28 protein-coding genes and 1 other annotated feature are annotated in these 22,082 nt (G+C 41.2%); of the genes, 18 read left to right on the top strand and 10 right to left on the bottom strand.

What is annotated here, in order from left to right; all coding sequences use genetic code 11:
• Window positions 1-5: 5 nt before the first annotated feature.
• Both SJY16_RS16935 and SJY16_RS16930 read left to right on the top strand, forming a co-directional pair.
• On the top strand, window positions 6-770 hold the full coding sequence (locus SJY16_RS16935; protein WP_377891019.1) for a class I SAM-dependent methyltransferase: 765 nt from the start codon (window positions 6-8) through the stop codon (window positions 768-770).
• Window positions 771-784: 14 nt separating this feature from the next.
• Entirely contained in the window at window positions 785-1,537 is a 753-nt protein-coding gene (locus tag SJY16_RS16930) for a class I SAM-dependent DNA methyltransferase (protein WP_377891018.1), read from the top strand.
• 289 nt (window positions 1,538-1,826) lie between these two features.
• On the opposite strand, the gene SJY16_RS16925 is transcribed toward SJY16_RS16930, so the two are convergent.
• Entirely contained in the window at window positions 1,827-2,489 is a 663-nt protein-coding gene (locus SJY16_RS16925; protein ID WP_377891016.1) for a DUF4396 domain-containing protein, read from the bottom strand.
• A 141-nt stretch (window positions 2,490-2,630) separates the two neighbouring features.
• Here SJY16_RS16925 and SJY16_RS16920 point away from each other — a divergent pair, with 141 nt between their 5' ends.
• Window positions 2,631-2,804, top strand: a complete 174-nt coding sequence (locus SJY16_RS16920) for a hypothetical protein (RefSeq protein WP_377891015.1) — start codon at window positions 2,631-2,633, stop codon at window positions 2,802-2,804.
• 288 nt (window positions 2,805-3,092) lie between these two features.
• On the opposite strand, the gene SJY16_RS16915 is transcribed toward SJY16_RS16920, so the two are convergent.
• Together SJY16_RS16915 and spxA are read right to left on the bottom strand one after the other, a co-directional pair.
• The gene (locus SJY16_RS16915; RefSeq protein WP_377891013.1) at window positions 3,093-3,509 is read right to left on the bottom strand and encodes a universal stress protein; all 417 of its coding nucleotides are present in this window, start codon (window positions 3,507-3,509) and stop codon (window positions 3,093-3,095) included.
• A 118-nt stretch (window positions 3,510-3,627) separates the two neighbouring features.
• A complete protein-coding gene (gene spxA, locus SJY16_RS16910) occupies window positions 3,628-4,020 on the bottom strand; it encodes a transcriptional regulator SpxA (protein WP_377891012.1) in 393 nt (130 codons plus the stop codon).
• Window positions 4,021-4,322: 302 nt separating this feature from the next.
• Here spxA and SJY16_RS16905 point away from each other — a divergent pair, with 302 nt between their 5' ends.
• From SJY16_RS16905 to SJY16_RS16890, 4 genes are all read left to right on the top strand, one after another.
• Window positions 4,323-4,490, top strand: coding sequence for a hypothetical protein (locus SJY16_RS16905; RefSeq protein WP_377891010.1), 168 nt, complete (start codon window positions 4,323-4,325; stop codon window positions 4,488-4,490).
• A gap of 110 nt (window positions 4,491-4,600) precedes the next feature.
• On the top strand, window positions 4,601-5,719 hold the full coding sequence (locus SJY16_RS16900; RefSeq protein ID WP_377891008.1) for a M14 family metallopeptidase: 1,119 nt from the start codon (window positions 4,601-4,603) through the stop codon (window positions 5,717-5,719).
• Between the two features lie 91 nt (window positions 5,720-5,810).
• Entirely contained in the window at window positions 5,811-6,515 is a 705-nt protein-coding gene (locus tag SJY16_RS16895) for a class I SAM-dependent methyltransferase (protein ID WP_377891006.1), read from the top strand.
• Window positions 6,516-6,620: 105 nt separating this feature from the next.
• Entirely contained in the window at window positions 6,621-6,908 is a 288-nt protein-coding gene (locus tag SJY16_RS16890; RefSeq protein ID WP_377891004.1) for a putative quinol monooxygenase, read from the top strand.
• 60 nt (window positions 6,909-6,968) lie between these two features.
• Here the strand turns inward: SJY16_RS16890 and arsC are convergent, their stop codons facing one another.
• The 3 genes from arsC to SJY16_RS16875 are packed head-to-tail and all read right to left on the bottom strand — an operon-like array spanning window position 6,969 to window position 9,072.
• Window positions 6,969-7,391 carry an arsenate reductase (thioredoxin) gene (gene arsC, locus SJY16_RS16885; RefSeq protein ID WP_377891002.1) on the bottom strand — a complete coding sequence of 141 codons (423 nt, stop codon included), beginning with the start codon at window positions 7,389-7,391 and terminating at the stop codon, window positions 6,969-6,971.
• Window positions 7,392-7,418: 27 nt separating this feature from the next.
• A complete protein-coding gene (locus SJY16_RS16880; protein WP_377891000.1) occupies window positions 7,419-8,714 on the bottom strand; it encodes an arsenic transporter in 1,296 nt (431 codons plus the stop codon).
• A gap of 13 nt (window positions 8,715-8,727) precedes the next feature.
• Window positions 8,728-9,072 (bottom strand): ArsR/SmtB family transcription factor, encoded by a 345-nt coding sequence (locus tag SJY16_RS16875; RefSeq protein ID WP_377890998.1) that lies wholly within the window; start codon window positions 9,070-9,072, stop codon window positions 8,728-8,730.
• 223 nt (window positions 9,073-9,295) lie between these two features.
• Here SJY16_RS16875 and SJY16_RS16870 point away from each other — a divergent pair, with 223 nt between their 5' ends.
• On the top strand, window positions 9,296-9,391 hold the full coding sequence (locus SJY16_RS16870) for a YjcZ family sporulation protein (RefSeq protein WP_377890996.1): 96 nt from the start codon (window positions 9,296-9,298) through the stop codon (window positions 9,389-9,391).
• A 137-nt stretch (window positions 9,392-9,528) separates the two neighbouring features.
• Here SJY16_RS16870 and desB read toward each other — a convergent pair whose 3' ends face one another.
• Complete coding sequence (desB, locus tag SJY16_RS16865) at window positions 9,529-10,584, bottom strand: Delta(10) desaturase DesB (protein WP_377890995.1); 1,056 nt, start codon at window positions 10,582-10,584, stop codon at window positions 9,529-9,531.
• Between the two features lie 464 nt (window positions 10,585-11,048).
• Window positions 11,049-11,297, top strand: a binding site (T-box leader).
• A 46-nt stretch (window positions 11,298-11,343) separates the two neighbouring features.
• On the opposite strand from desB, the gene SJY16_RS16860 reads away from it, so the two are divergent.
• Window positions 11,344-12,336, top strand: coding sequence for a tryptophan--tRNA ligase (locus SJY16_RS16860; protein WP_377890993.1), 993 nt, complete (start codon window positions 11,344-11,346; stop codon window positions 12,334-12,336).
• Window positions 12,337-12,418: 82 nt separating this feature from the next.
• Window positions 12,419-12,745 carry a VOC family protein gene (locus SJY16_RS16855; RefSeq protein ID WP_377890991.1) on the top strand — a complete coding sequence of 109 codons (327 nt, stop codon included), beginning with the start codon at window positions 12,419-12,421 and terminating at the stop codon, window positions 12,743-12,745.
• A gap of 126 nt (window positions 12,746-12,871) precedes the next feature.
• Here the strand turns inward: SJY16_RS16855 and SJY16_RS16850 are convergent, their stop codons facing one another.
• Entirely contained in the window at window positions 12,872-13,486 is a 615-nt protein-coding gene (locus SJY16_RS16850; protein ID WP_377890990.1) for a class D sortase, read from the bottom strand.
• 213 nt (window positions 13,487-13,699) lie between these two features.
• On the opposite strand from SJY16_RS16850, the gene bioB reads away from it, so the two are divergent.
• On the top strand, window positions 13,700-14,704 hold the full coding sequence (gene bioB, locus SJY16_RS16845; RefSeq protein ID WP_377890989.1) for a biotin synthase BioB: 1,005 nt from the start codon (window positions 13,700-13,702) through the stop codon (window positions 14,702-14,704).
• A gap of 36 nt (window positions 14,705-14,740) precedes the next feature.
• Here the strand turns inward: bioB and SJY16_RS16840 are convergent, their stop codons facing one another.
• Window positions 14,741-15,220 carry a site-2 protease family protein gene (locus tag SJY16_RS16840; RefSeq protein ID WP_377890987.1) on the bottom strand — a complete coding sequence of 160 codons (480 nt, stop codon included), beginning with the start codon at window positions 15,218-15,220 and terminating at the stop codon, window positions 14,741-14,743.
• A 230-nt stretch (window positions 15,221-15,450) separates the two neighbouring features.
• Here SJY16_RS16840 and SJY16_RS16835 point away from each other — a divergent pair, with 230 nt between their 5' ends.
• Both SJY16_RS16835 and SJY16_RS16830 read left to right on the top strand, forming a co-directional pair.
• Window positions 15,451-15,921, top strand: coding sequence for a DinB family protein (locus SJY16_RS16835; protein WP_377890985.1), 471 nt, complete (start codon window positions 15,451-15,453; stop codon window positions 15,919-15,921).
• A 136-nt stretch (window positions 15,922-16,057) separates the two neighbouring features.
• Window positions 16,058-17,077 carry a serine hydrolase domain-containing protein gene (locus SJY16_RS16830; protein WP_377890984.1) on the top strand — a complete coding sequence of 340 codons (1,020 nt, stop codon included), beginning with the start codon at window positions 16,058-16,060 and terminating at the stop codon, window positions 17,075-17,077.
• Here the strand turns inward: SJY16_RS16830 and SJY16_RS16825 are convergent.
• Window positions 17,039-17,314 (bottom strand): hypothetical protein, encoded by a 276-nt coding sequence (locus SJY16_RS16825; RefSeq protein ID WP_377890982.1) that lies wholly within the window; start codon window positions 17,312-17,314, stop codon window positions 17,039-17,041. The two genes, SJY16_RS16830 and SJY16_RS16825, sit on opposite strands and share 39 nt — an antisense overlap.
• Window positions 17,315-17,543: 229 nt before the next feature.
• On the opposite strand from SJY16_RS16825, the gene SJY16_RS16820 reads away from it, so the two are divergent.
• The 5 genes from SJY16_RS16820 to bioD are packed head-to-tail and all read left to right on the top strand — an operon-like array spanning window position 17,544 to window position 22,003.
• Entirely contained in the window at window positions 17,544-18,032 is a 489-nt protein-coding gene (locus SJY16_RS16820; protein WP_377890980.1) for a hypothetical protein, read from the top strand.
• Window positions 18,022-18,783, top strand: coding sequence for a 6-carboxyhexanoate--CoA ligase (locus tag SJY16_RS16815; RefSeq protein WP_377890978.1), 762 nt, complete (start codon window positions 18,022-18,024; stop codon window positions 18,781-18,783). The genes SJY16_RS16820 and SJY16_RS16815 overlap by 11 nt, the downstream gene beginning before the upstream one ends.
• 3 nt (window positions 18,784-18,786) lie before the next feature.
• A complete protein-coding gene (gene bioA, locus SJY16_RS16810) occupies window positions 18,787-20,154 on the top strand; it encodes an adenosylmethionine--8-amino-7-oxononanoate transaminase (protein WP_377890976.1) in 1,368 nt (455 codons plus the stop codon).
• Entirely contained in the window at window positions 20,135-21,310 is a 1,176-nt protein-coding gene (gene bioF, locus SJY16_RS16805) for an 8-amino-7-oxononanoate synthase (protein WP_377890974.1), read from the top strand. Before bioA ends, bioF begins: the two co-directional genes overlap by 20 nt.
• Window positions 21,311-22,003, top strand: coding sequence for a dethiobiotin synthase (gene bioD / locus SJY16_RS16800; protein ID WP_377890972.1), 693 nt, complete (start codon window positions 21,311-21,313; stop codon window positions 22,001-22,003).
• Window positions 22,004-22,082 lie beyond the last annotated feature (79 nt).

The raw sequence follows: 22,082 nt of genomic DNA, 5'->3' as shown, positions 1-22,082 counted from the left end.
TGGGTATGAAGATAAGTCAACACAACAGTGAGGCGTGGGATGAGAAGGTTCAGCAGGGGAGTCGGTATACTCAATACGTGAGCAGTCATCAAGTTGAGAACGCTCGACGTGGTGAATGGTCAATAACGGTTACAACAGAAAGACCTGTTCCGCGAGAGTGGTTTCCAGAGACAATTAACGGTTTACGGATCCTTTGTCTTGCTGGGGGTGGAGGGCAACAAGCGCCATTACTTGCTGCGGCTGGTGCTGATGTTACCGTAGTCGACATGTCTATGAAGCAGCTTGAGCAAGATCGGTTTGTAGCAGAGCGAGATGGTCTATCGATTAACACGATACAAGGAGATATGTCCGACCTTCATTTCTTTGAAGATGAAACGTTTGATGTGATCGTACACCCCGTTTCAAATGTTTTTGTAGAAGATGTACTTTCTGTTTGGAAAGAGGCTGCAAGAGTGTTGAAAACAAATGGTATGTTGATCGCAGGGGTTACAAATCCCGTGCTGTACCTATTTGACGATGAGCAGGAAGAAAAAGGTGTTCTTGAGGTGCAACATTCGATTCCTTATTCATCGGTAGACGAGATGAGAGAAGAAGGTGCACGTAAAGAAACGTTAGAATTCGGTCACACGTTAGAAGATCAAATTCAAGGGCAGGTCGATGCAGGGTTAATGATCGCAGGGTTTTATGAAGATGATTTTGGAGGAACAAGATTAATCGATACGTATATTAAAACATTTATCGCAACAAAAGCGATCAAAATAACCAGATAATGACGGAGGGTGTAATGGAATATACAAATTCATCAGCTTATGATAATCAGACGTTTTACGATAATTATATGAAGCGAAGGCATCGTGAAGAAAACCCAAATGACTTGATCGAGACACCTTCATTATTAGAGCTACTCGGATCTGTAAAAGGAAAACATGTACTAGATCTTGGTTGTGGAGATGCCTCTCTTGGTCAGCTTCTGATGCGTTTAGGGTGTGGGGAGTACCAGGGAGTAGACGGGTCAGCTAATATGATCGAAAGAGCTAGCCAAAATTTGCAGGATGCGAAGGGAAAGGGAAGCGTGGTTCATTCCAATCTTCAGGAGTTTCACTACCCTGCCGCTTCCTTTGCTCTCGTCGTGTCTCAATTGGTTCTTCACTACATAGATGATTTAGAAGGTATTCTTGAAAACGTAATGAGTACGCTAAAGGCTAATGGGAAGTTTGTATTTAGTGTTCAGCATCCTTTACTAACAGCATCGTCTGAGAGCATGAAGAATGGCAAGCGTTCGAATTGGATCGTGGATGATTACTTTGTAAGTGGAAGAAGAGTAGAGCCATGGATCGGTGAGAATGTTGTGAAGTTTCATCGGACGATTGAAGAATATTTTATGCTTTTACAAAGCGCTGGCTTTGTTATAGAAGGCCTTCGAGAAGCAACGCCGATCAAAGAAAATTTTGCGAACATAGAAGAGTATGAAAGAAGAAGGAAGATTCCATTGTTCTTGTTGTTTTCTTGTGTGAAAAAGAACAAAGCTGGCGAATGACCGCTAGCTTTTAGAGTGTCGCGAAAATCTTAAAAACCATCTACCAAGGTAAGGTGGTGATTTCCGCTCCAATCTGCATTTTAGTGTATGATTACGAGAAAAAACAAAGCTACTAAAACAACGGAAAGAGAATGAAGCAGCTGCCTACTTAATCTTGGTCAATCTGAAAGTATGCTGTGATTGATTGCAACCCAGTAGGAGTCAAGCAATATTCACTCTTACGGTATAGGGAGCACAATAACCAGAGTTTCTCTACACACTGAAAGCTGGCGGATAATCGCCAGCTTTTCTACATTGCTTCTTTAATCCCTTTTCTTACAAGAATCCAGTTTGCAGGATAGCTTGTACCAAATCCTAGAATCATCGCAATCTGCATCATGAACCAATACATGGCACTATCTGGCTTGGGTGGTTCAGTGAACAGGGCGAAGTGAACGACTGCCATCCAACCGAACATGCCAACTTCAAATGCAATGAGTGAGAAGGTATCGGCTTTAAGTGCTTCTTTAATCGAATGCCATTTGCCCTGTTCCTTCTGCATCGGATAGAGTGCATAAAATTGAAAGAGGATCCCAAAGGCAAACGCTAATAAAAATTCAACGATGAAATGCCCATACAATAGCGAACCAAATAGGGCAAAACCTGTTAACGCAACGATAGGGACACCCACAGCGTCTCCTAACGTACAGCCAGCGGAACAGTGACTTGTGGACATAAATACTTTTGCGTGCTCACCTCGATTATCCTCGTATTCAAGGTCTTTTGCTTTTAGTAGTCCCCATTTATAATAGGCCCATATAGCGAACGGACCAAAGAACAACCCGTTGATTGGCCATACAACATTCATGATTTTCATCTTCTGTGGATGACGTATGATATCGACTAGAATAACGAAGGAAGAAATGATTCCTAAGGTTAATGAGAGAATCGCGATAAGTTGCCATGTAAACACGTTTATCACCTCAACTATAAATAATAAGCTAGTAGATTTTTCCCGGAATGAAGTGAACTTAAACAGAATGGTGATCTGGAAGTGAAACTTTATTGTTTCGAAATCGTATAGATAGGTAGAGAGTTTTAGACAGGAGGGGTTATGATGACGATGTTTGGAATGATACTTTGGGGCTCGTTCGCATTTTTAGTAATACTAGCATTTAGTCTTGAGAAGATATTTGGAATGAAACGACCTCGTAAATCAAATCATCAAAAGAATGAGAGTGTTCATATTTTAGATCGAGCTAGTAACCATAATGATCCAGGAGTTTGAATATGGATTAATAAAGAGAAACGATTGGAAAATAAACTTTTTTCATCGGCAAAATAAAAAATCGGCGTAACCCGAGTTAAGAGGGAGATGCCGATTTTTTACTATTTTATTATCATTAGCAACACACCAAAGATAATCGCGATTCCAGAAAAAATGAAGGTGATCTGTACGACCCGCCATGGGAGGTACTTTAACACATGAACGATAGTGTCTGCATATAAACCCAAAAGAAAAGAAGAGCTTGGAATGGCGTTTGCCTCCAAGCTCTTTTAAATGGGTTATAATCGTTTATTTCACAACAAGTACTGGACAATTCGCTTTTTGTATAACCTGATGACTGACGCTACCTAGTACCATTTCCTGAAGGACGTTCAGTCCTCTCGTTCCCATGACGATGAGGTCGATGCCATGTTCTTCTGCATACTTTACGAGAGTGACAGAAGGATCTCCACGAAGCATGTTGATTTGATATGTTAAATTGGCATCTGCTGCCTTTTGTTCGACAGCACGAAGTTTATCTTTACGCTCTTCTTTAATACCAAGAGAATCCCAATTTCGTAAAACATCATGTTTGGATGTATCACCGTCTACCACATAGACGACATCGACCTGTGCATCAGTTAATTTGGCTAATTTGATCGCTTCCTCTGCCGCTGTTACAGAATCCTCCGAACCATCGGATGCAAGCATAATCTTATTGTACATAGTAATACTGCCTCCAGTATAAAAAGTATTATTCCATCTTATCTTTATACCCTTTTAAAATGAGGACTAACCATCGTGCATAAAGAAAAACGTATGAGAGGGGGACCCTCTCATACGTTTAGGCTTGTTGAAGAATTTGCTCTAGCTGAAACGCTCTTATTTTCCGTGGAAGGAAACTTCTGATTTCATCTTCATGAAATCCTACCTGGAGACGTTTTTTGTCGAGTAAAATTGGGCGTTTTAAAATACCGGGATTTTCTTTTATTAAACTGTATAGTTCCTGAAGAGAAAGCTCATCAAGTTCTTGTTGTAGAGAGTCATAAGCTTTGGAACGTTTGGATATGATTTCTTCTGTTCCTTTTTCGGTCATTCTAATAATCGATTTAATTTCTTCCTCAGTGAGTGGTTTAGAGAAGATGTTGCGCTGCTCATAAGGAAGATCGTGCTCTTCTAGCCATGCTTTAGCTTTTCTGCACGATGTGCAACTTGGCGATGTGTAAAGTGTGATCATGTGATTAACCTCCAAAATGGATTTATACATTGATCTGGATACAGCGTACGATATTCATCGCTTCGATTACTGTAAGCTGCATTACACCTCTAACATTTATAGAGGGGCTCTCTTCATTTGTTGTTTTCGCTCATCACTATCACTATTCGCTTCTCCTTTTCTTTTTCCTTTCGTTGGGTAAGGAATAGGTTTGACAATTTTATGACTGGTAATGTTTAGGTGGAGGGTGAAAAGGGTAATGTACATATTACCAGCACCCCGGTATCACTATTTAGTAAACGAACAAAGGAGTTAATTAGATCATGGCATTCGAAATGATAGTGCAAATTTTATTATTAAGTGTAGGTTTTATCGCTCTTGTAGCGTTATTCCTTAACGTTGATAAAAAGCGTACGCAAAAGCGGTTGAAATTTGAGCTCGCTCAATATAAGCAGTCTCGTAAAATTCAATATAGTAATCAAAAAGGATGATAGCTTACTTGAAGCTACCATCCTTCTTTTATTTTATGGGGGCGTTTTAAATTTCCACGAGGTGGAATGGTGTTAGAAAGAAAACGATATTGGATAGGTGGAGATTAGATATGGAAAAAATCGATCGTTATTTTCCGCAAAGTTATGAGGAGTCCCGTGAAACATTTCGTGGTCATCTCGATAAAATTAAACACAAATGGCCTTCAGCTGAGTTAGTGGTTGAGCAAATAGGTGAAGAGGAAGACAACACCATCGATATGATTTATTCAGAAGCAATTGAAAAGAATGATAAAGTCCTGTTCTTTACAACAGGAGAACATGGAATCGAAGGGTATGCAGGGGCAGCTGTTACGCACATGTTTGTGGAGGAATACATTGATCGTATCGATCCTACCACAACTGGCATTTGCTTCGTTCACGCTTTGAATCCATGGGGAATGAAACATTTTCGTCGAGTAACTGAGAATAACGTGGACCTTAATCGACATTATGTACATGACTCTGTTCCGAAGGACATAAATGAAAAATTCGAAAAAGAGAGTGACCTTTTCCTTCCGAATGGTAAAATCAAAGATCTTGATCATGAAAAGAAGAAGCTTTACGCACAGTTAGCAAAAGCGCTTGCCAAAGAAGGATATGGTGGTATTAAAGAAGCAAAAGGGATGGGACAATTTCAGTTTGAGCGTGGTGTTTATTATGGAGGTAAGAATGAGGAAGAATCTGCTTCCTTTTTGAAGAAGCTCCAGCGTAATCTGTTATCAAACTATCCTCGTGTTATTCATATGGACTGGCATACTGCGCTCGGACCTACGAACGAACTCACGATGGTTATCTCTGAGCAAGATCCTCGTGAACAAGAGGATTTGGAGGCAGCTTACAAGATGAATAATATTGAGAAGTTCACTCCTACGAAAGTAAAGGGAGATTCGACCTACCATTTTCATAAGCTAAAGAATGAGGACTATCAGGATACCTACTTATTCTCGGCACTGTTTGAATTTGGAACATTCGGTACTGGGAAGAAGGCGGAATTACGTGAGTTTATGACAATTGTTTTAGAAAATCATCTTTACTGGGAAGGCGCTGAGAAGTCGGAAGATCGAAAATGGATCGAGGAAGAATTTCGAGCGATGTTTTACCCAAGGGAGAAAGAGTGGTTAGCTTCTGTATTGAACGAAGCGAGCGGTGGAATCGAATCTGTGTTAACGAAAGAAGAGATATTTAAATAAGAGAAAAGGGCTGGTTTGTCCAGCTCTTTTTTTAGGATCTACTATGTTAGGTAAAGCAATATAGTCAAACGATGTTAGGGAGAGTGAGCACTTGAAGCATTCTATTGAAGATACATACGACAAATTAGCTCGTACCTATGAAGTGAGTACGGATGAGGGCTCACCTTATAACGCCTTTTATGAGCGTCCTGCTATGATGAGTGAGCTCGAAGAAGACCTTACCGGGAAGAAGGTGCTAGATGCTGGATGTTCAGCAGGCTGGTATTCTGAACAGCTTGCTCAGAGGGGAGCATCAGTCACTGGCATCGACATCAGTGGAAAAATGATTGAATCAGCAAAGCGAAGGGTGGGAGACAGAGCCAAGTTTATTCAACATGATTTATCGAATCGCCTTCCTTTTGAAGATCAGTCGTTCGATCTTATTGTAAGTTCTTTGACTCTTCATTACTTAGAAGACTGGGATCCCATACTCAAAGAGTTCAACAGGGTGTTGAAACGAGGTGGGATGCTTGTTTTTTCAGTGCATCATCCGTTTATGGATTTCACAAAGTTCCCTACGAACGATTATTTCCAAAAGACGCTTCTTTCTGAGACGTGGAAAAAGCCAGAAGTTACGATTAACGTGACATTTTATAGACGAGCGATGCAGGATATCGTAAATGCTGTGACTAGACATCTTACGGTTGGTGAACTTATTGAACCAAAGCCAGATAAAATTATGAAGGTGAAAGAACCGAAGTCTTATGAATACCTGATGACGAATCCGCATTTTCTCATCATAAAAGCATATAAGTAGTGAGCATGGAGATTGGTGAAGGAAGGTTTGAACTCGTCGCATGTTTTCCTAACGTTATGTTCATTCTATAGAGTGAGATGAGAAGAATAACGAGGTGAACATACAATGGAGGAAATCGTAATTACGGCTATCCTGAAGCCTATCGAAGGGCATGAAAATGAGGTATTCAATGTTCTAAGGAGCGTAACGAACGCATCCCGAAAAGAACCTGGTTGTATACAGTACGATTTGCATCGATCGATAGAAGGTTCGACTTACATTATTCATGAAGTGTGGAAGGATGAACAAGCGGTAGAAGCACACATAAGCTCGACGCATTATCAAGAATATCGAGAAAGCATTCCTGATTTTATAAGCACGAGAGAAGTGTATAAGATGAAGAAGGTCTTATGATCGATGTTATTTCGCTAAAAAGCCATCCTCTCAAGTGAGAGAATGGCTTTTTTTGGTGTGTTACTGCCCTTCTTTAGCAAAACGTTCGATGCGTGCATCGATCTCATCACGAACACGTTGGAAGAACGCCCATTTCTCTTCTTCTGACCCTTCAGCTTTTGCTGGATCGTCAAAGCCCCAGTGCTCACGCGTTACATGTGGAGGCGTCATCGGGCACTTATCATTTGCATCTCCACAAAGCGTAACGACCATATCAGCGTTGTTCAATAGCTCTGAATCAATCGTGTCAGAAGTTTGATTTGTGATATCAATGTCAACTTCTTTCATCGCTTTAACTGCATTAGGGTTTAAGCCATGCGCTTCGATACCAGCTGAATAAACATCGTAGCGATCGCTAAGATGCTTTTTTGCGAATCCTTCAGCCATTTGACTTCTGCAAGAGTTACCTGTACATAAGAAATAAATTGATTTTTTGTTAGACATAATGAGTAGTCTCCTCTTTGTTGAAAGTTAGATGATCAATAGCCAGAGATAGAGGCCAAAGAGCGTAATTAAAAGGGTTGGTACTGTTAAAATGATTCCAATTTTAAAATAGTATCCCCATGAAATTTTCACACCTTTTAGGGAAAGCACATGAAGCCATAATAGCGTTGCAAGTGAACCGATCGGCGTGATCTTTGGACCTAAGTCAGAGCCGATGATATTTGCGTAAATCAAGGCTTCTTTTAGTGTACCTGTAGTTGATGTTGCTTCAATTGCAAGGGCATCGATCATAACCGTAGGCATATTGTTCATAATTGAAGATAAGATCGCAGCGATGAAGCCCATCGAAACGGTCGCGGCTAGCAATCCTTGGTCTGCAGCACCTTGAATGAGGTCTGCGAGTACATCCGTTAAGCCAACATTACGAAGTCCGTAAACGACTACGTACATACCGATCGAGAAGAATACAATCGCCCAAGGTGCTCCATTAATGACTTTACGCGTTTCAACTGCGGAACTTTGTCTAGCCATCAGAAGGAAGAAGATCGCTACGATTCCTGCGATGATCGAAACGGGAACGCCGATAAATTCACTTGCAAAATACCCTACAAGAAGGACAGCAAGCACGAGCCAGGATAGTTTGAACATCTTCTCATCACGGATTGCTTCTTTAGGTGCTCTAAGCATCTTCAGATCATAGTTGCCTGGAATATCTTTTCTAAAGAAAAGGAAGAGCACAAGGATACTTGCTCCCAGTGAGAAGAGGTTTGGAACGATCATTCTTGAAGCATATTCAACGAACCCGATATCAAAAAAGTCCGCAGATACGATGTTCACAAGGTTACTCACAACGAGTGGTAATGAAGTCGTGTCTGCGATAAAACCACTCGCCATAATAAACGGGAATATCATTCTTTCTTGGAACTTAAGGTTCCGAACCATCGCAAGTACGATCGGAGTCAGAATAAGAGCTGCGCCATCATTAGCGAATAGTGCAGCGACAACAGCTCCGAGTAGTGTTACATAAATGAACATTCGGAGTCCGTTCCCTTTAGCTACTCTTGCCATATGAAGAGCAGCCCATTCGAAGAACCCAATTTCATCAAGGATAAGTGAAATTAAGATGATGGCAATAAACGCGAACGTGGCGTTCCACACGATTCCCGTTACTGTTATCACATCTTGAAAATCAACGACCCCTACAAGAAGTGCTAGAATCGCACCACCACAAGCCGTCCACCCGATTCCAAGGTTTTTCGGCTGCCAGATGACTAGAATCAGTGTAAGTATAAAAATCATGATTGCAAGTAGTACAGAAGTCACATTTATTCCTCCATTAATCACAGCGAATGCGTCGGCCGCTTATTTCTAGTTGGTGAAGCTTGTCTCTTTGATCTGGTATGAGCTGAATGACGCTTTCGATAATAGAAAAAGCTTCATGGTCCCTATTAAGCGAGTAAAAGATCCATTGGCTATTTCTGCGTTCTTTCACTAGTCCAGCATCTCGAAGTTTCCGAAGATGTTGACTGATAGAAGGTTGGCTCATATTAAGTAAGTCAACAAATTCGCAAACACAGCACTCGCCATCTTTTAACAAACCGATGATGGTTAGCCTTGTTTTATCTCCTAAAAGCTTAAGAACGTTAGAAGCTAATTCCATTTCAATGGCTGTTCGATTCATTGCATCACCTCCCGTCATTAGTATATAAGCATGTACTTATATGTGCAAAGGGTTTTTCGTAAATTCCTTCTTTTTTTAACTGAATGGAAGAAGGTCTAGGGGTTAAATTAGAGGATCCAGTGGGCTAAAACAAAGAATAACCCCCATACTAAACGAATGCCCATCCAACATAGCAACTGTCGCATAGGATATAGTAATCCATGATGGAAGGGAGGCCAACTCCATGGGATATGGTTACGGCAATGGGTTCGCTCTAATTGTAGTGCTGTTTATTCTCCTTATCATCGTAGGTGCAGCTTTTGTTGGAGGCGGGTGCTAATACTCGATTCATAAAGCTGCATGCTGCAGGAAATCCTGCCTAAAGCATGTAATGAGAACAAGTTTGCAGGGGAGATTAGCGTAGTCTGGTTTTCTCTGATAACTAGAAAAAGCAGCCCTTTTGGGCTGCTTTCCTATTTATTTCTTAGTAAGTTTTCGAGGGAAGATCGAATGTGGATTCAACTTGTTGCCTAGTGAACCAAATGCGTTTCCGTTGTTTGGATCGACGAGTTCATTGTGTTGAAAATAAACACGTGGCGTTTTCCATAATGCAATCATCGCTCTAGTCATCGGCATTTCGTGATAACGATCAGGCCACATATCTTTAATATGCTTTTTGACAATTGGATAGTATTTCGGGCTCATACCAGGGAATAAATGGTGCTCTGTATGGTAAGAGAAGTTAAAGTGGATCGTATCCACCCATTTCGGAACCGTAACAGTCAAGCTGTTTGCAAGTGGGTCATTCACAGGTGTTAATGGATTCAATCGATGGTTTGTTGAAATATAGGCCATCACGATAAAGTTTGCGATCAATAACGGGATGAAGAATGCGAAGATCCATTTTTCGAATCCCATGATGAATAGTAAACCGATCCATGTTACCCAAGGAAGGACAACTTGAAGCCAAACTTCAGTCTGTTTTCCGGATTTGAAATCTTTAATATAAACAAAGAACATTTTCATTGAATGTGCTGTGAACTGTAGAGTTAACGATGCAAAACTAAAGAATGCTCTGATGAAAAACGGAAGCTTGTAGATCCACTGAAAAACTTTCATCTTCGAAATTTTTTCGAGTGTTGGCCAAGCATCAGGGTCATTCTCATCATGTTGTGTATGCACATGGTGAGTCATATTGTGCCATTTTCTCCATAGCTTCGGACCAGTACTTAACGGGAAGAATGCGATTGCTCCGAGTGTATCGCGGAGCCAAGGCTTCCGGACAACTGTGCCGTGCAGAATTTCATGGCCAAGAAAGCCAAGTCCAGCAAAGCTTGAACCAATTACAACAGAGAAAACTAGATTGATTAGTGGATGTAGGTTAAAAAGTCCTACTATTAAGAAACTGGCAATTGTAATCAACAAGTAAATGAGACCGCCGAATAGTCGGCTTGGTACTGGTTTGAAGGCATCTTTCGGCAAGTGTTTTTTGACACGAGCAGCATACCAACTAAATGAATGTAGATCTTTCATTAAATCACCTTCCAATTGTCATTTGGGCAGAATTTTCAATAATCTTTTGTATGATTCGCAGTTAACTCTAACAGCACCATAGGGGCATGTCAATGGGATTTATGACCAAAAGTTATGACCTGGTACTAATTATCTCCGATTAAAAGAATATAAACCTTGTCATACCAGACGAAACACCTCCAAAACCAAACGATTGTAAAAATATTTTAAGCAGAAATATTTTTGCTCATACATCAAAATGAAAATGTAGAAATTTCTAAATATACCTTTTTATTGAATGGGAAGTTACCTGAAGTATAGAAGATACGGATATATTAGGAAGAAGAAACAAGTGGAATCTTACTTATATCTATTATTATTATAACGCTTATCGGAATAATAAGATAATTTAAAGGTCTTCATAGTTTTATTTGGAAAAAACTTCTTGACTACAGCGGATAAAGAATTTAGAATAATAAAAAAATAAACATGCGATGATGAAGAAGAGTAGCTTGGAGTGTCACGACAGAGAGCTGATGGTTGGTGTGAATCAGTGTGTGCGAAAGGTGAATGGGCTTTGGAGCTTCCGGACTGAAAGAGGAGTAGGTACCGGCGGAGTGAGTGTCTTACCGATAAAAGAGACACCTTATAGAAATTTCTCATTTCTGTAGGAGTTAAGAGCGTTTATTTACGTAAACGAATGAAGGTGGCACCACGGGTTTCTCGTCCTTTTATAGGATGAGGAGCCTTTTTTGTGTTGAGAAGAATGGGGGAGTAATCATGAAGAAAACGGTATTAACTGGAATTAAGCCAACGGGAAGGATTCACTTAGGAAACTATATCGGTGCGATCAAGCCTGCGTTAGAGCTTGCGCAAATTGAGAATCCTGTATACTTTGTCGCAGATTATCACGGATTAACGAAAGTACAAGATGCAGAACAAATGAAGGAGCTATCATATGGAATCGCGGCAACGTGGCTTGCATTGGGTCTAGACCCTTCCAAATCCATCTTCTATCGACAATCTGACGTTCCGGAAATCTTTGAACTATCATGGATTCTTGCTTGTTTTAGTTCGAAAGGCTTAATGAATCGTGCTCATGCTTATAAAGCAATCGTAGACCAAAACCGAGAAGCAGGGCGAGAACAAGATGATGGGGTGAACATGGGGCTCTTTACGTATCCAATATTGATGGCCTCTGATATCTTGTTATTTCAATCTGATCTTGTACCTGTTGGGAAAGATCAAATTCAGCATGTTGAAATCGCTCGTGATCTTGCAGAAACATTCAACAGGCAGTTTGGAGAGACATTTAAACTTCCAGAGTATGTTGTTGAGGAAGAATCAGCTGTATTGCCAGGGCTAGATGGTCGGAAAATGAGTAAGAGCTATAACAATACGATTCCGATTTTTGAGGAGCCTGATAAGCTTAGGAAGCTAATTAACAGAATTAAAACAGACTCAACAGAGCCTGATGAAGCGAAAGATCCTGATGAATCAATTGTGTTTGCGCTTTATCGAGAGTTTGCAAGTGAGGATGAAATTAATGCGATGCGCGAACGCTATGAAACAGGGATAGGCTGGGGAGAAGCGAAGCGAGAGCTATTCGATGTGATGAATGATGTGCTTGAGGAGCCTAGAAGGAAGTATAAGTACTACATCGAAAACCTTGATGAGATCGATCGAATTCTTGCCGAAGGCGCTGGTAAAGCCCGAGCTAAGGTAAGGCCTCTTCTTACTGATGTGAAGCGGAAAATTGGGATATATGTATAAAGCATTGTGGAAAAAGGAATAGCATGAATGAAAGAGAAGGTGGTTATGTGGGAATAATGAACAAAGGAAGTGAGGGGTCGCGATGAAGTACGAACTGTCTAAGAATATTGGTTTACAGGTGGAAAATGTGGCGGAAGCGAAAGCTTTTTATGAAGAAGTGTTTGGTTTGAAGCATCAAGAACATAGCACGGTAAACGAAGTTGAATTCAAAAGTGCTCACAATCATATCTTCTTGATCGATGGCGAAGAAAATCTCGGGCCTGTCTTAGAGTTGGAAGTAGAATCGTTAGAAGAAGCAAGAAACGATTTGCTGAAGAATGGATGCAAAATTGTTCGGTGGGAAGGCAAGGGAAAGGATTGTTATGTGCAGGATCCCTATGGAATGACGTTTAATATTTGGGAAAAGTAACAGCGAAAGAGCTGCCTAGCCGGCAGCTCTTCAGTTTGTAGGGAAAACATGGTTTGGATCGGGAAATCACTAGCCTATATCTATGGCCGATGGTCCTTAAGACTTTCAAGACACGCTGAGCTCTATTTATTTGTGGAGAGGTGTTTCAGTTGAAACGAGCTCTGACTGAATGATGTACCGCTCTGGAGCAAAACCGATGTAATCAAATGGATAACATGTCGTTAAGGTTAAGGTAGGCTCGTCTTTCTTAACGATTACAGAACGGTCGTCTTCATCAGTAATCCATATTTTTCTGACCTGGTAGTCATACACGGTGCCCTCGAAGTCGACATATAGATGGTCACCTTCCTCTACTTGATCGAGGTTATGAAAAACGGTATCTCGGTGACCAGAAAGAACAACGTGCCCATCTTTATTTGGTGTGACCGTCCATTTACTTTCGTGTAAACCGACACCTTTTTTTAAAGAATCTTCGTCTGTACCATAGTAGACGCTGTATGTATTACCGATGCGAGGAATCGAAAGCATCGCAGCTTTTTCCCCATATTCGAACGTCTTCGTTTCGTTGCTGTCTTCTACAGCAATGGTTTTCTCCTTCATGGAGGAATCCCAGCCTGGATGGCTTTCTTGTACCTCCTGAGGGTGATGTGTAACAGCCTTACTTTGATTTAAGAACGAGTAGCCACTCCACAACACAATCAAGAAGCCGGTGAATAAAAGAAGTAATCCAACTTTCTTCATAGGTATTCGTTCCCTTTTAAGTTCACTAGAATTATTCTCATTCTAACTCCCCCTAAAACAGTCTCTTCTAATTGTCTTCCTCATAAGGTGGTATGTAAACACATAATTTGAAAAATTTGAGAAATAACCAGATTGACAGACCTTTATACCGGTGGTAGTTTTAATGTTAACTAAAATATAATTTTAGTTAACATTAAAACAGGAGGCAACTTGATGCTAAAAGTTGAAGAAACAACATCTACTAATTGGGAAGAGTTTGCAGATCTTGCGCTTGAAGGGAAAACGCTAACAAAGGAACAAGCCATTTCAGTTCTGTCGTCATCTGATGAAGAGCTATTGCCTTTGCTTCACGCCGCATTCCGCGTGCGAAAGCATTATTATGGTAAAAAGGTAAAGTTGAACATGATTATTAATGCGAAGAGTGGTCTTTGTCCAGAGAACTGTGGATATTGTGCTCAATCTGCTTATGCGGATACGAATGTTGATAAATATTCTCTTCTAGAGAAAGATACGCTTGTGAACGGCGCACGCGAGGCAATGAATCGAAAAGCGGGTACATACTGTATTGTAATGAGTGGACGTGGAGCGACGAATAAAGAGCTTGATAAAGTAATCGATGCTGTAGAGGAAATCAAATCAGAAATGCCTCTAAAGATTTGTGCATGTCTTGGGATTCTCTCTTCTGAACAAACAAATCGTCTGAAAGAAGCTGGTGTCGATCGCTATAACCATAATATCAATACAAGTAAAGGACACCATGACAACGTAACAACAACTCATACATATGATCATCGTGTGAAAACGGTTGAAAATGTAAAGGAATCTGGCATTTCTCCATGCTCAGGTGTGATTGTTGGCATGGGTGAGTCACATGAAGATGTTTACGATATGGCGAGCGAGCTTCGTCGAATCGACGCTGATTCGATTCCGGTTAACTTCCTTTATTCTGTTCCAGGTACGAAGATGGAGAATATGGATGAACTTAATCCAAGATATTGCCTGAAGGTGCTAGCACTATTTAGGTTCATGAACCCTACAAAAGAAATCCGTATTTCTGGAGGTCGTGAAGTGAACCTTCGCTCCTTACAAGTGATGGGGTTATATGCTGCAAACTCTGTGTTTGTTGGAGATTACTTAACGACGGATGGAGCTGCCTCAACTTCTGATCACCAGATGATCGAAGACCTTGGCTTTGAAATCGAAGAATGTGCATTGTAACGTGAAAAGCTGCCCTTTGAGGCAGCTTTTTTGTCTTTAATCGATCGGATCTTCTGCTTTTCCATACCTTAGAACGTCGAAGATAGCGCGGCCATCACTAGGATTGCCAGAGCCATTTCGATAAGGCATAAGTGAAAAGAATATAAAATAAACGGAGAAATACGAGTATTGATAGAAGAAGAGGGTCGCAGGCATGATATCGAAGTTGATCAAGAAATTAATAATCAAAATCACAGCAAAGTTGAATATACTTCCTGCAGCGTAAATGGCAACATGTGCCCATGTTTTATTGTAAGTCAGTTCCTCGTACTGACACCATCCTTCCATGAAATACTTCTTTTTCACTTCTAAGGCTCCGAGATGAAAAAGCGTTTCGCCGGTACCTATACAAAACTTAATTTTCCCTCCAAAAAGTCTGGCTGTAAAAACATGACCAGCCTCATGTACAAGTTGTACGATGGGGAGAATTAAGAAGAAATTTATTAAAAACATCGGTATATCACTTAACGTAAACAAAACGATTCCTCCTGAATGATCTTTGTTGTAAACTATTTTGTGCAATGATACTGAGGTTACCCGATTTTGTTAGGGAACTAACAAGAATTTCAAAAAATGTGTATTTAAATAAAGGGTAATCAGGTGCAATATGGAAGTGTTTCTATGGAAACATGAAGTATTGTATGATAGAGGAGTAAGCTGCTTAGGGTATCGAAGCATCAATTTACATAATGAAAGGTGTGTTTCTTTTGGATAGTATTTTGAAACAAATGGACATGACTCGAACATTTCTGTTGATGGGGGCAGAGGAGATTACAGAAGAAAATGCGGATATCATTCCAAAAGGGTTTTCTAATTCGTTACGCTGGCAGCTGGGGCATGTGCTAGTATCGTTCGAATATATTGTTTTCCATATGGCAGGAGAAGAGGTTAAGCTTCCTGAAGGGTATGGTGAATTGTTTACAAGAGGAACTAGCCCGAAAGATTGGACAGTGGACCCTCCGAATGTAGCTGAATTGAAAGAATTACTAACTGAACAAATGGGACGATTTAAAGATACCTTCGGAAGTCGATTAGATGAAACAATCGAAGAGACGTTCAAGGCTGGACCTGTAGAATTAAACACTGTAGGTGAACTGATCCTTTTTGCGCTGTTTCATGAAAGTGAGCATGGCGGCTGTATCAAAGGACTACACCGTGCTATTAAAGGTGCAAATTAATAAGAGAGAGAGGCTGACGTTTGGGTTAGCCTCTTTTTTTAGTGCAAGCGAGCTCATTACACCTTCGTAATAAAGGATTTCAAGTGGAGCTATTGAACATACAAGGTAAGCGTAAGAAAGAGAGGGGCGAAGAAACATGCAGCCAGTGATTGACCAAATTGAGAAACAAATTAAAGAAGAAAAGTTCTCTGGAGTGGTGTACGCACGAAATCATAATGATGTCATTCTCGAATCGGCATCAGGCTTCGCTAACCGAGCGGAGGAAATCGAAAACAATATTCATACGAGCTTTGGAATTGCATCTGGTTGTAAGCTATTTACAGCGGTTGCAATCTGTCAGCTTGTAGAAAGAGGTCTATTGTCATTTCAATCAAAAATTGAAGATTGCTTTAAGGTTCCGTTCCCTAAATTTGATAACAACATAACGGTACATCAACTGTTGACACATACGTCAGGAATTCAGGATTATTTTGATGAAGAAACAATGGAGGACTATGAAGACTTATGGGTCCAAACACCGTCTTACACAATGAACGAACCGAAAGATTTCTTACCTTTGTTCCAGGATGGAGAAATGAAATTTCCTCCCGGGGAGAAATTCAACTATAATAACGCGGCATACATCATTTTGGGATTGATCGTGGAACAACTATCAGAGCAGTCTTTTACTGATTATGTTTCGACCAACATCTTTGAACCAAGTGGTATGCATGACTCGGGATATTTCCCTCAGGACGCACTCCCCAAGAATACGGCAAAAGGATATATCGATTTCAAAGATGGAACGTGGAAAACAAATGTGTATTCCATTCCCAAAAAAGGTGGACCAGATGGCGGTGCATATATTACAGCCCCTGATATGATCAATTTCTGGGAGAGCCTAATTAATGGTAGGTTGATCAGTAAACCATTCGTATTCAATTTGTTAACACCGCATGTGCACGTAAAGGGGAGTACCCACTATGGCTATGGTGTTTGGATCGATAAAAATGAGAATGCTATTACGAAATACCATGTGATGGGCTATGACCCTGGAGTGAGCTTCCATTCTGCTTATTACCCATCTTCAGATTTAATGATCGCTATTCCGTCAAATAAGGAAAGAGGTCCTTATAAATTATTGAAGATACTTGAACAAGAATGGGGCATTCAATAACAAACAAAGCCAGTGACGTCCAACGTCACTGGCTTTGTTTCGGTTGTCTAAAAAGTGCTTGTTATCCCTGTTGTTAATAAGTATGCTGCGAACAATACTAATCCAATGCTCGTTAGAACATAAGATTTTTTTTGATTTAAAATCGATTGCAAGTCCATTATTTGTATCGAAAAACCAGCTGTACTGAACGAGTGCGAAAACGATTATCAAGGCAATCCCAAAAGCGATGTTAATCATCGGAACTTCCTCCTTCAAGACATCCTTCACTTTACGAAACGTTCCAAGCACATTTCTCTTACCTATTTATACGATTTCTTCCTGCAATTGTTTCACGATACCCACTCTCGAACAAGTTTCACCATAAGAAGACTATGAATCTTTTTTAGAGAATGATAAAATGTCCTCAAATAAGTTAACTTAAAATATTATAAGGTTAACATATGGTGAGGGAGGTGAATGGTGGGAGTTGAATCCAGATCAAATGAGGGAAATGACAACGATTAGTTTATTAGCTAGCTTGATCATCGTGACTGGAATGATCAAGATCCCTTCACCGATTCCGGGGGCGGATTTTCAATTATCTGCCCCGCTTGCAGTGGGAATTGCGGTAGTGTTTGGTTTTCGAAAATACATAATAGCTGGGGTTCTCGCAAGTTCCATTCTGTTGATGTTAGGGTTTCATACCATTCTGAACGTCGAGATTTCAATGGTTTTTAGGATTGTAGCTGGCGGTGCAGTAGCTTTGTTAGGTCCTTCACTTCCGGTAATATTCCTTGCTGGTCCACTTGGATCAATCGCTGCAAGATTTGTCCTTGCCGAAACGTTGCAAGTCAGTGTGTGGCCATTGTTAATACCGGCGATTCCAGGAATTATTTTCACTGCCGTAACCGTTCTACCAGTTACAAAACTTTTAAAACGAACCAAGATTGAGGGGAATAAACAGTATGCGCGATAAGGAATTATTCAGTGTCCGAATGAGAGCCTCGGTTGGTGGCACTCATGAAGAGGGTGGAAAGCATATTTCTGGCGGAGAACACCTCTCTACAAAAAATGAGCTGATAGAACGTGCTACCAATCTATTGGAAAGAGCGTTTTCTCATCAGAGAGGAGAGCCTGATTTCCTGCAACTTTCGGTTGAAAAGGTTCATGAAACCGTGCAGCACCTCACCCCTTTACCTGTTTCCTATTCAAAAGTAGACACGATAGAACATGGAAGAAGGGTAGCACTGGAGTTATTAAAGCAATCTGGATTAGATGAAGAGGTGATTGCGAGAGGTCTTGGTAGTTTAGAAGAATGCTATGACGTAAGTGGAGCGATTGTAATCGATGCGGTGACGGGTGAGCGAATCGATGCTCGTCAAAAAAGAGGAGTGCGAGTGTCACGACTAGATTGGGAGCGAGAGGACTATGAACGCTGGGTGAAGTCTACAAATCTCAAAGGCAACCAGCGGATGAAAGAAGCCTTAACGCTCGCAACAAAAGTGTCATCCCATCCTGATACTGTTGCAGAATTTTGCTTTAGCGATGATCCGGATTACATAACAGGTTATGTTGCTAGTAAGAAGATAGGCTATCAGCGAATCTCGCAGATGAAGGCGATCGGTGATGAAAACGGCGGCAGGGTATTCTTTGTGAATCAGAAGTGTGACGTGCCTTCATACATCGACTACTTAGAGAAAACATCAATCTTACTAAAAGGGGTTTAGTCTATGAATCTAATTGAGAAAAGTAAAAAACACTTGTGGTTACCGTTTACACAGATGAAGGATTATGATGAAGATCCTTTGATTATAGAAAGTGGAGAAGGCATTAAGGTTAAGGATATTGATGGTAATGAATATTATGATGCCTTTTCTTCAGTCTGGCTTAATGTTCACGGTCATCGTAAGAAAGAGCTTGATGATGCAATTCGAGAACAGCTCGATAAGATTGCTCATTCAACGTTGCTCGGTATGACGAATGTCCCTGCAACAGAACTTGCAGAAAAGCTAGTTACCATTGCGCCTGCTCCGTTAACGAGAGTTTTCTATTCAGATAGTGGAGCGGAAGCTGTTGAAATAGCAGTTAAGATGGCTTATCAATACTGGCAGAACAAAGGGAGAGAGAAGAAACAGAAATTTATCTCCGTGAAAAATGGGTATCATGGTGACACGATCGGTGCGGTCAGTGTAGGGGCGATCGATATCTTCCATCAAGTATATGGACCGCTTATGTTCAAAGGGTTCAAGATGCCTGTCCCGAACGTCTATCGTCATGAGACGGGTGATCCGATCGCATGTCGTGATGAGTGTCTTCAGGGACTAGAGGACGTATTAAAAGAGCATCATGATGAGATTGCAGGGTTAACGATCGAATCGATGGTTCAAGGTGCAGGAGGCATGATTGTAATGCCAGAAGGATTTTTATCGGGAGTACGTGAACTATGCACAAAATACGACGTCCTTATGATTGTCGATGAAGTCGCTACTGGATTCGGACGTACTGGTGCCATGTTTGCATGTAACCATGAAGATGTCGAGCCAGACTTAATGGCAGCTGGGAAAGGAATTACGGGCGGCTATCTACCGATTGCCATCACGTACACAACGGAAGAAATCTATGAAGCGTTCTATGACGACTATGAAAATTTGAAAACGTTTTTCCATGGCCATTCTTATACAGGTAATCAGTTAGGGTGTGCGGTTGCGATTGAGAATCTTCGCTTATTTGAGAGTGAACGAATCGTAGAAGGAGTGGCACGACGCGCTGATCGTTTGAAGAAGATACTAGATGAAGAGCTTAAAGACCTCGATCATGTAGGGGATAGTAGGCAGTTAGGGTTTATGTGTGGCATCGAACTTGTTCAGAATAAGGAAACGAAGGAATCGTTCCCGTTTGAGAGTCGCGTTGGATACAAGTCTTCACTGAAAATGAGAGAACTCGGGCTACTTACGAGGCCAACAGGAGATGTTGTTGTGTTCATGCCACCTCTCGTAAGTACAGAGGCACAGTTGAGAGAGATGATACTCATCATGAAAGAAGCGATTTCTTATGTCACTGAGAAGGAGGCAGCTCACCTTGCACAGTACCAAGAATGATTGGATTCAGGAGGAATTACACAGTATTAAAGAACAAGGGTTATACCGTGGCTTAAGAACAGTTGAAACTTCTTATCTTCCTGTTCTACAAATCGATGGAGAAGTAAAGGTGATGGCTGCTTCAAATAATTATCTCGGTTTAAGTGCACATGAGAGTTTGGTTGGGGTCGCGATTGAAGGGATGCAAACGTTTGGGGTAGGTAGTACGGGCTCGCGGTTAACTACTGGCAACACCAAGTTGCATGAACTGCTTGAAAAAAGGATTGCTGCGTTTAAACAGTGTGAAGATGCCCTGCTTTTCTCAAGTGGTTACTTAGCGAACATCGGTGTTCTTTCTTCAATCGCAGGTGAAAGTGATGTCATTCTTAGCGATGCATTGAACCACGCGAGCATGATTGATGGTTGCCGATTAAGTAAAGCGAAAACAAAGGTGTACAGTCATGTGGAGATGTCAGATCTTGAAAAGAAGCTTAAAGAGAGTCAGGAGTATAGACGACGGTTTATCGTGACGGATGGTGTGTTCAGTATGGACGGAAACATTGCCCCACTCCGAGATATTGTTTTCCTAGCTGAAAAGTACGATGCGTATGTGATTGTGGATGATGCTCATGCTACTGGGGTAATCGGAGAATACGGAAGAGGAACGTCTTCGTATGTTGATGTTTCAGTGGACTTGACGATTGGAACGTTTAGCAAAGCGGTTGGTACGGAAGGAGGGTTTGTTGTCGGATCTCATGACATGATAACGCTCCTTCGTAATCGAGCTCGGTCGTTTATCTTTCAGACTGCAATATCACCTGGCGTTGTAGCTGCAAGCATCCGTGCACTCGAAATGATTGAGCATGACACAACCCTTCGACTGAGATTGCATCGATCGGTCAACCGATGCCGAGAAGGACTGAGAAACATAGGGTACTCTGTTTTAGGTGAAGGGACGCCAATTCTACCCGTTCTAATTGGAGGTGCCACAAAAGCCGTACAGTTTTCAAGAGCGCTTGAAACGGAAGGTGTATTCGCTCCAGCTATTAGACCACCCACAGTTCCAGAAGGAAAGAGTCGTATTCGCTTAACACTCATGGCCACGCACGAGGAAAAACATGTCGATCACATTCTTCATACGTTTCATAAAGTCGGAAAGGAGTTTGGGGTGATTTGATTGCGTAAAGGGGTTTTTGTAACGGGTACAGATACGGATGTTGGGAAAACAATCGTTTCGTCAGGTATTGCAGCGGCATTAAAGAACAAAGGCCATGACATCGGGGTATTTAAACCAATGTTAAGTGGTGTGAAGAGGAATGATCCGATGAGTGACACGATGATGTTAAAGCGTTATTCAGGTGATGATAGCCCTCTTATCGACATTACTCCGTATCAATTTGATGAACCACTTGCGCCTTACCTTGCTGCTAAGCGCCAGAATTGTGAGGTGAGCTTTTCGGAACTAAGTGGTTGTTGGAATGATGTAAAAGATCGGCACGATTTTTTTATCGTGGAAGGCGCTGGAGGGATCACCGTTCCCTTCGGTCAAGCTTACCTTGTTAGTGACGTTGCAAAAGAGGTAGGATTTCCGATAATTATTGTGTCACGTCCTAATCTCGGCACACTGAATCATACCTATTTGACCGTCGACTATGCGAGAAGGTGCGGCTTACATGTTCTGGGTGTTGTTGTGAACGATATGAATGAAGAAGATCGAGGAGTAGCTGAAGAAACGAATCCAGACTTGATCGAGAAATTTTGTGATGTTCCTGTACTCGGTGTGATACCAAGGTTACCTCATATCGATGGGCGAAGTCTTGCTACAGTATTCGAAGAACGAATTGATTTAGAAAAAATGATAGGGTATTAACTTCAAAACAGTGAGTCTTATTCCTTTCAACTCGCGATCTGTTCTTTTATACTAAAGGAAAATAAAGGAATGAAGGGGA

Origin of the sequence: Alkalihalobacillus sp. R86527, assembly GCF_042466185.1 — a bacterium.
Lineage (GTDB): Bacteria > Bacillota > Bacilli > Bacillales > Guptibacillaceae > Guptibacillus.
This window is presented reverse-complemented; position numbering and strand designations above follow the sequence as displayed.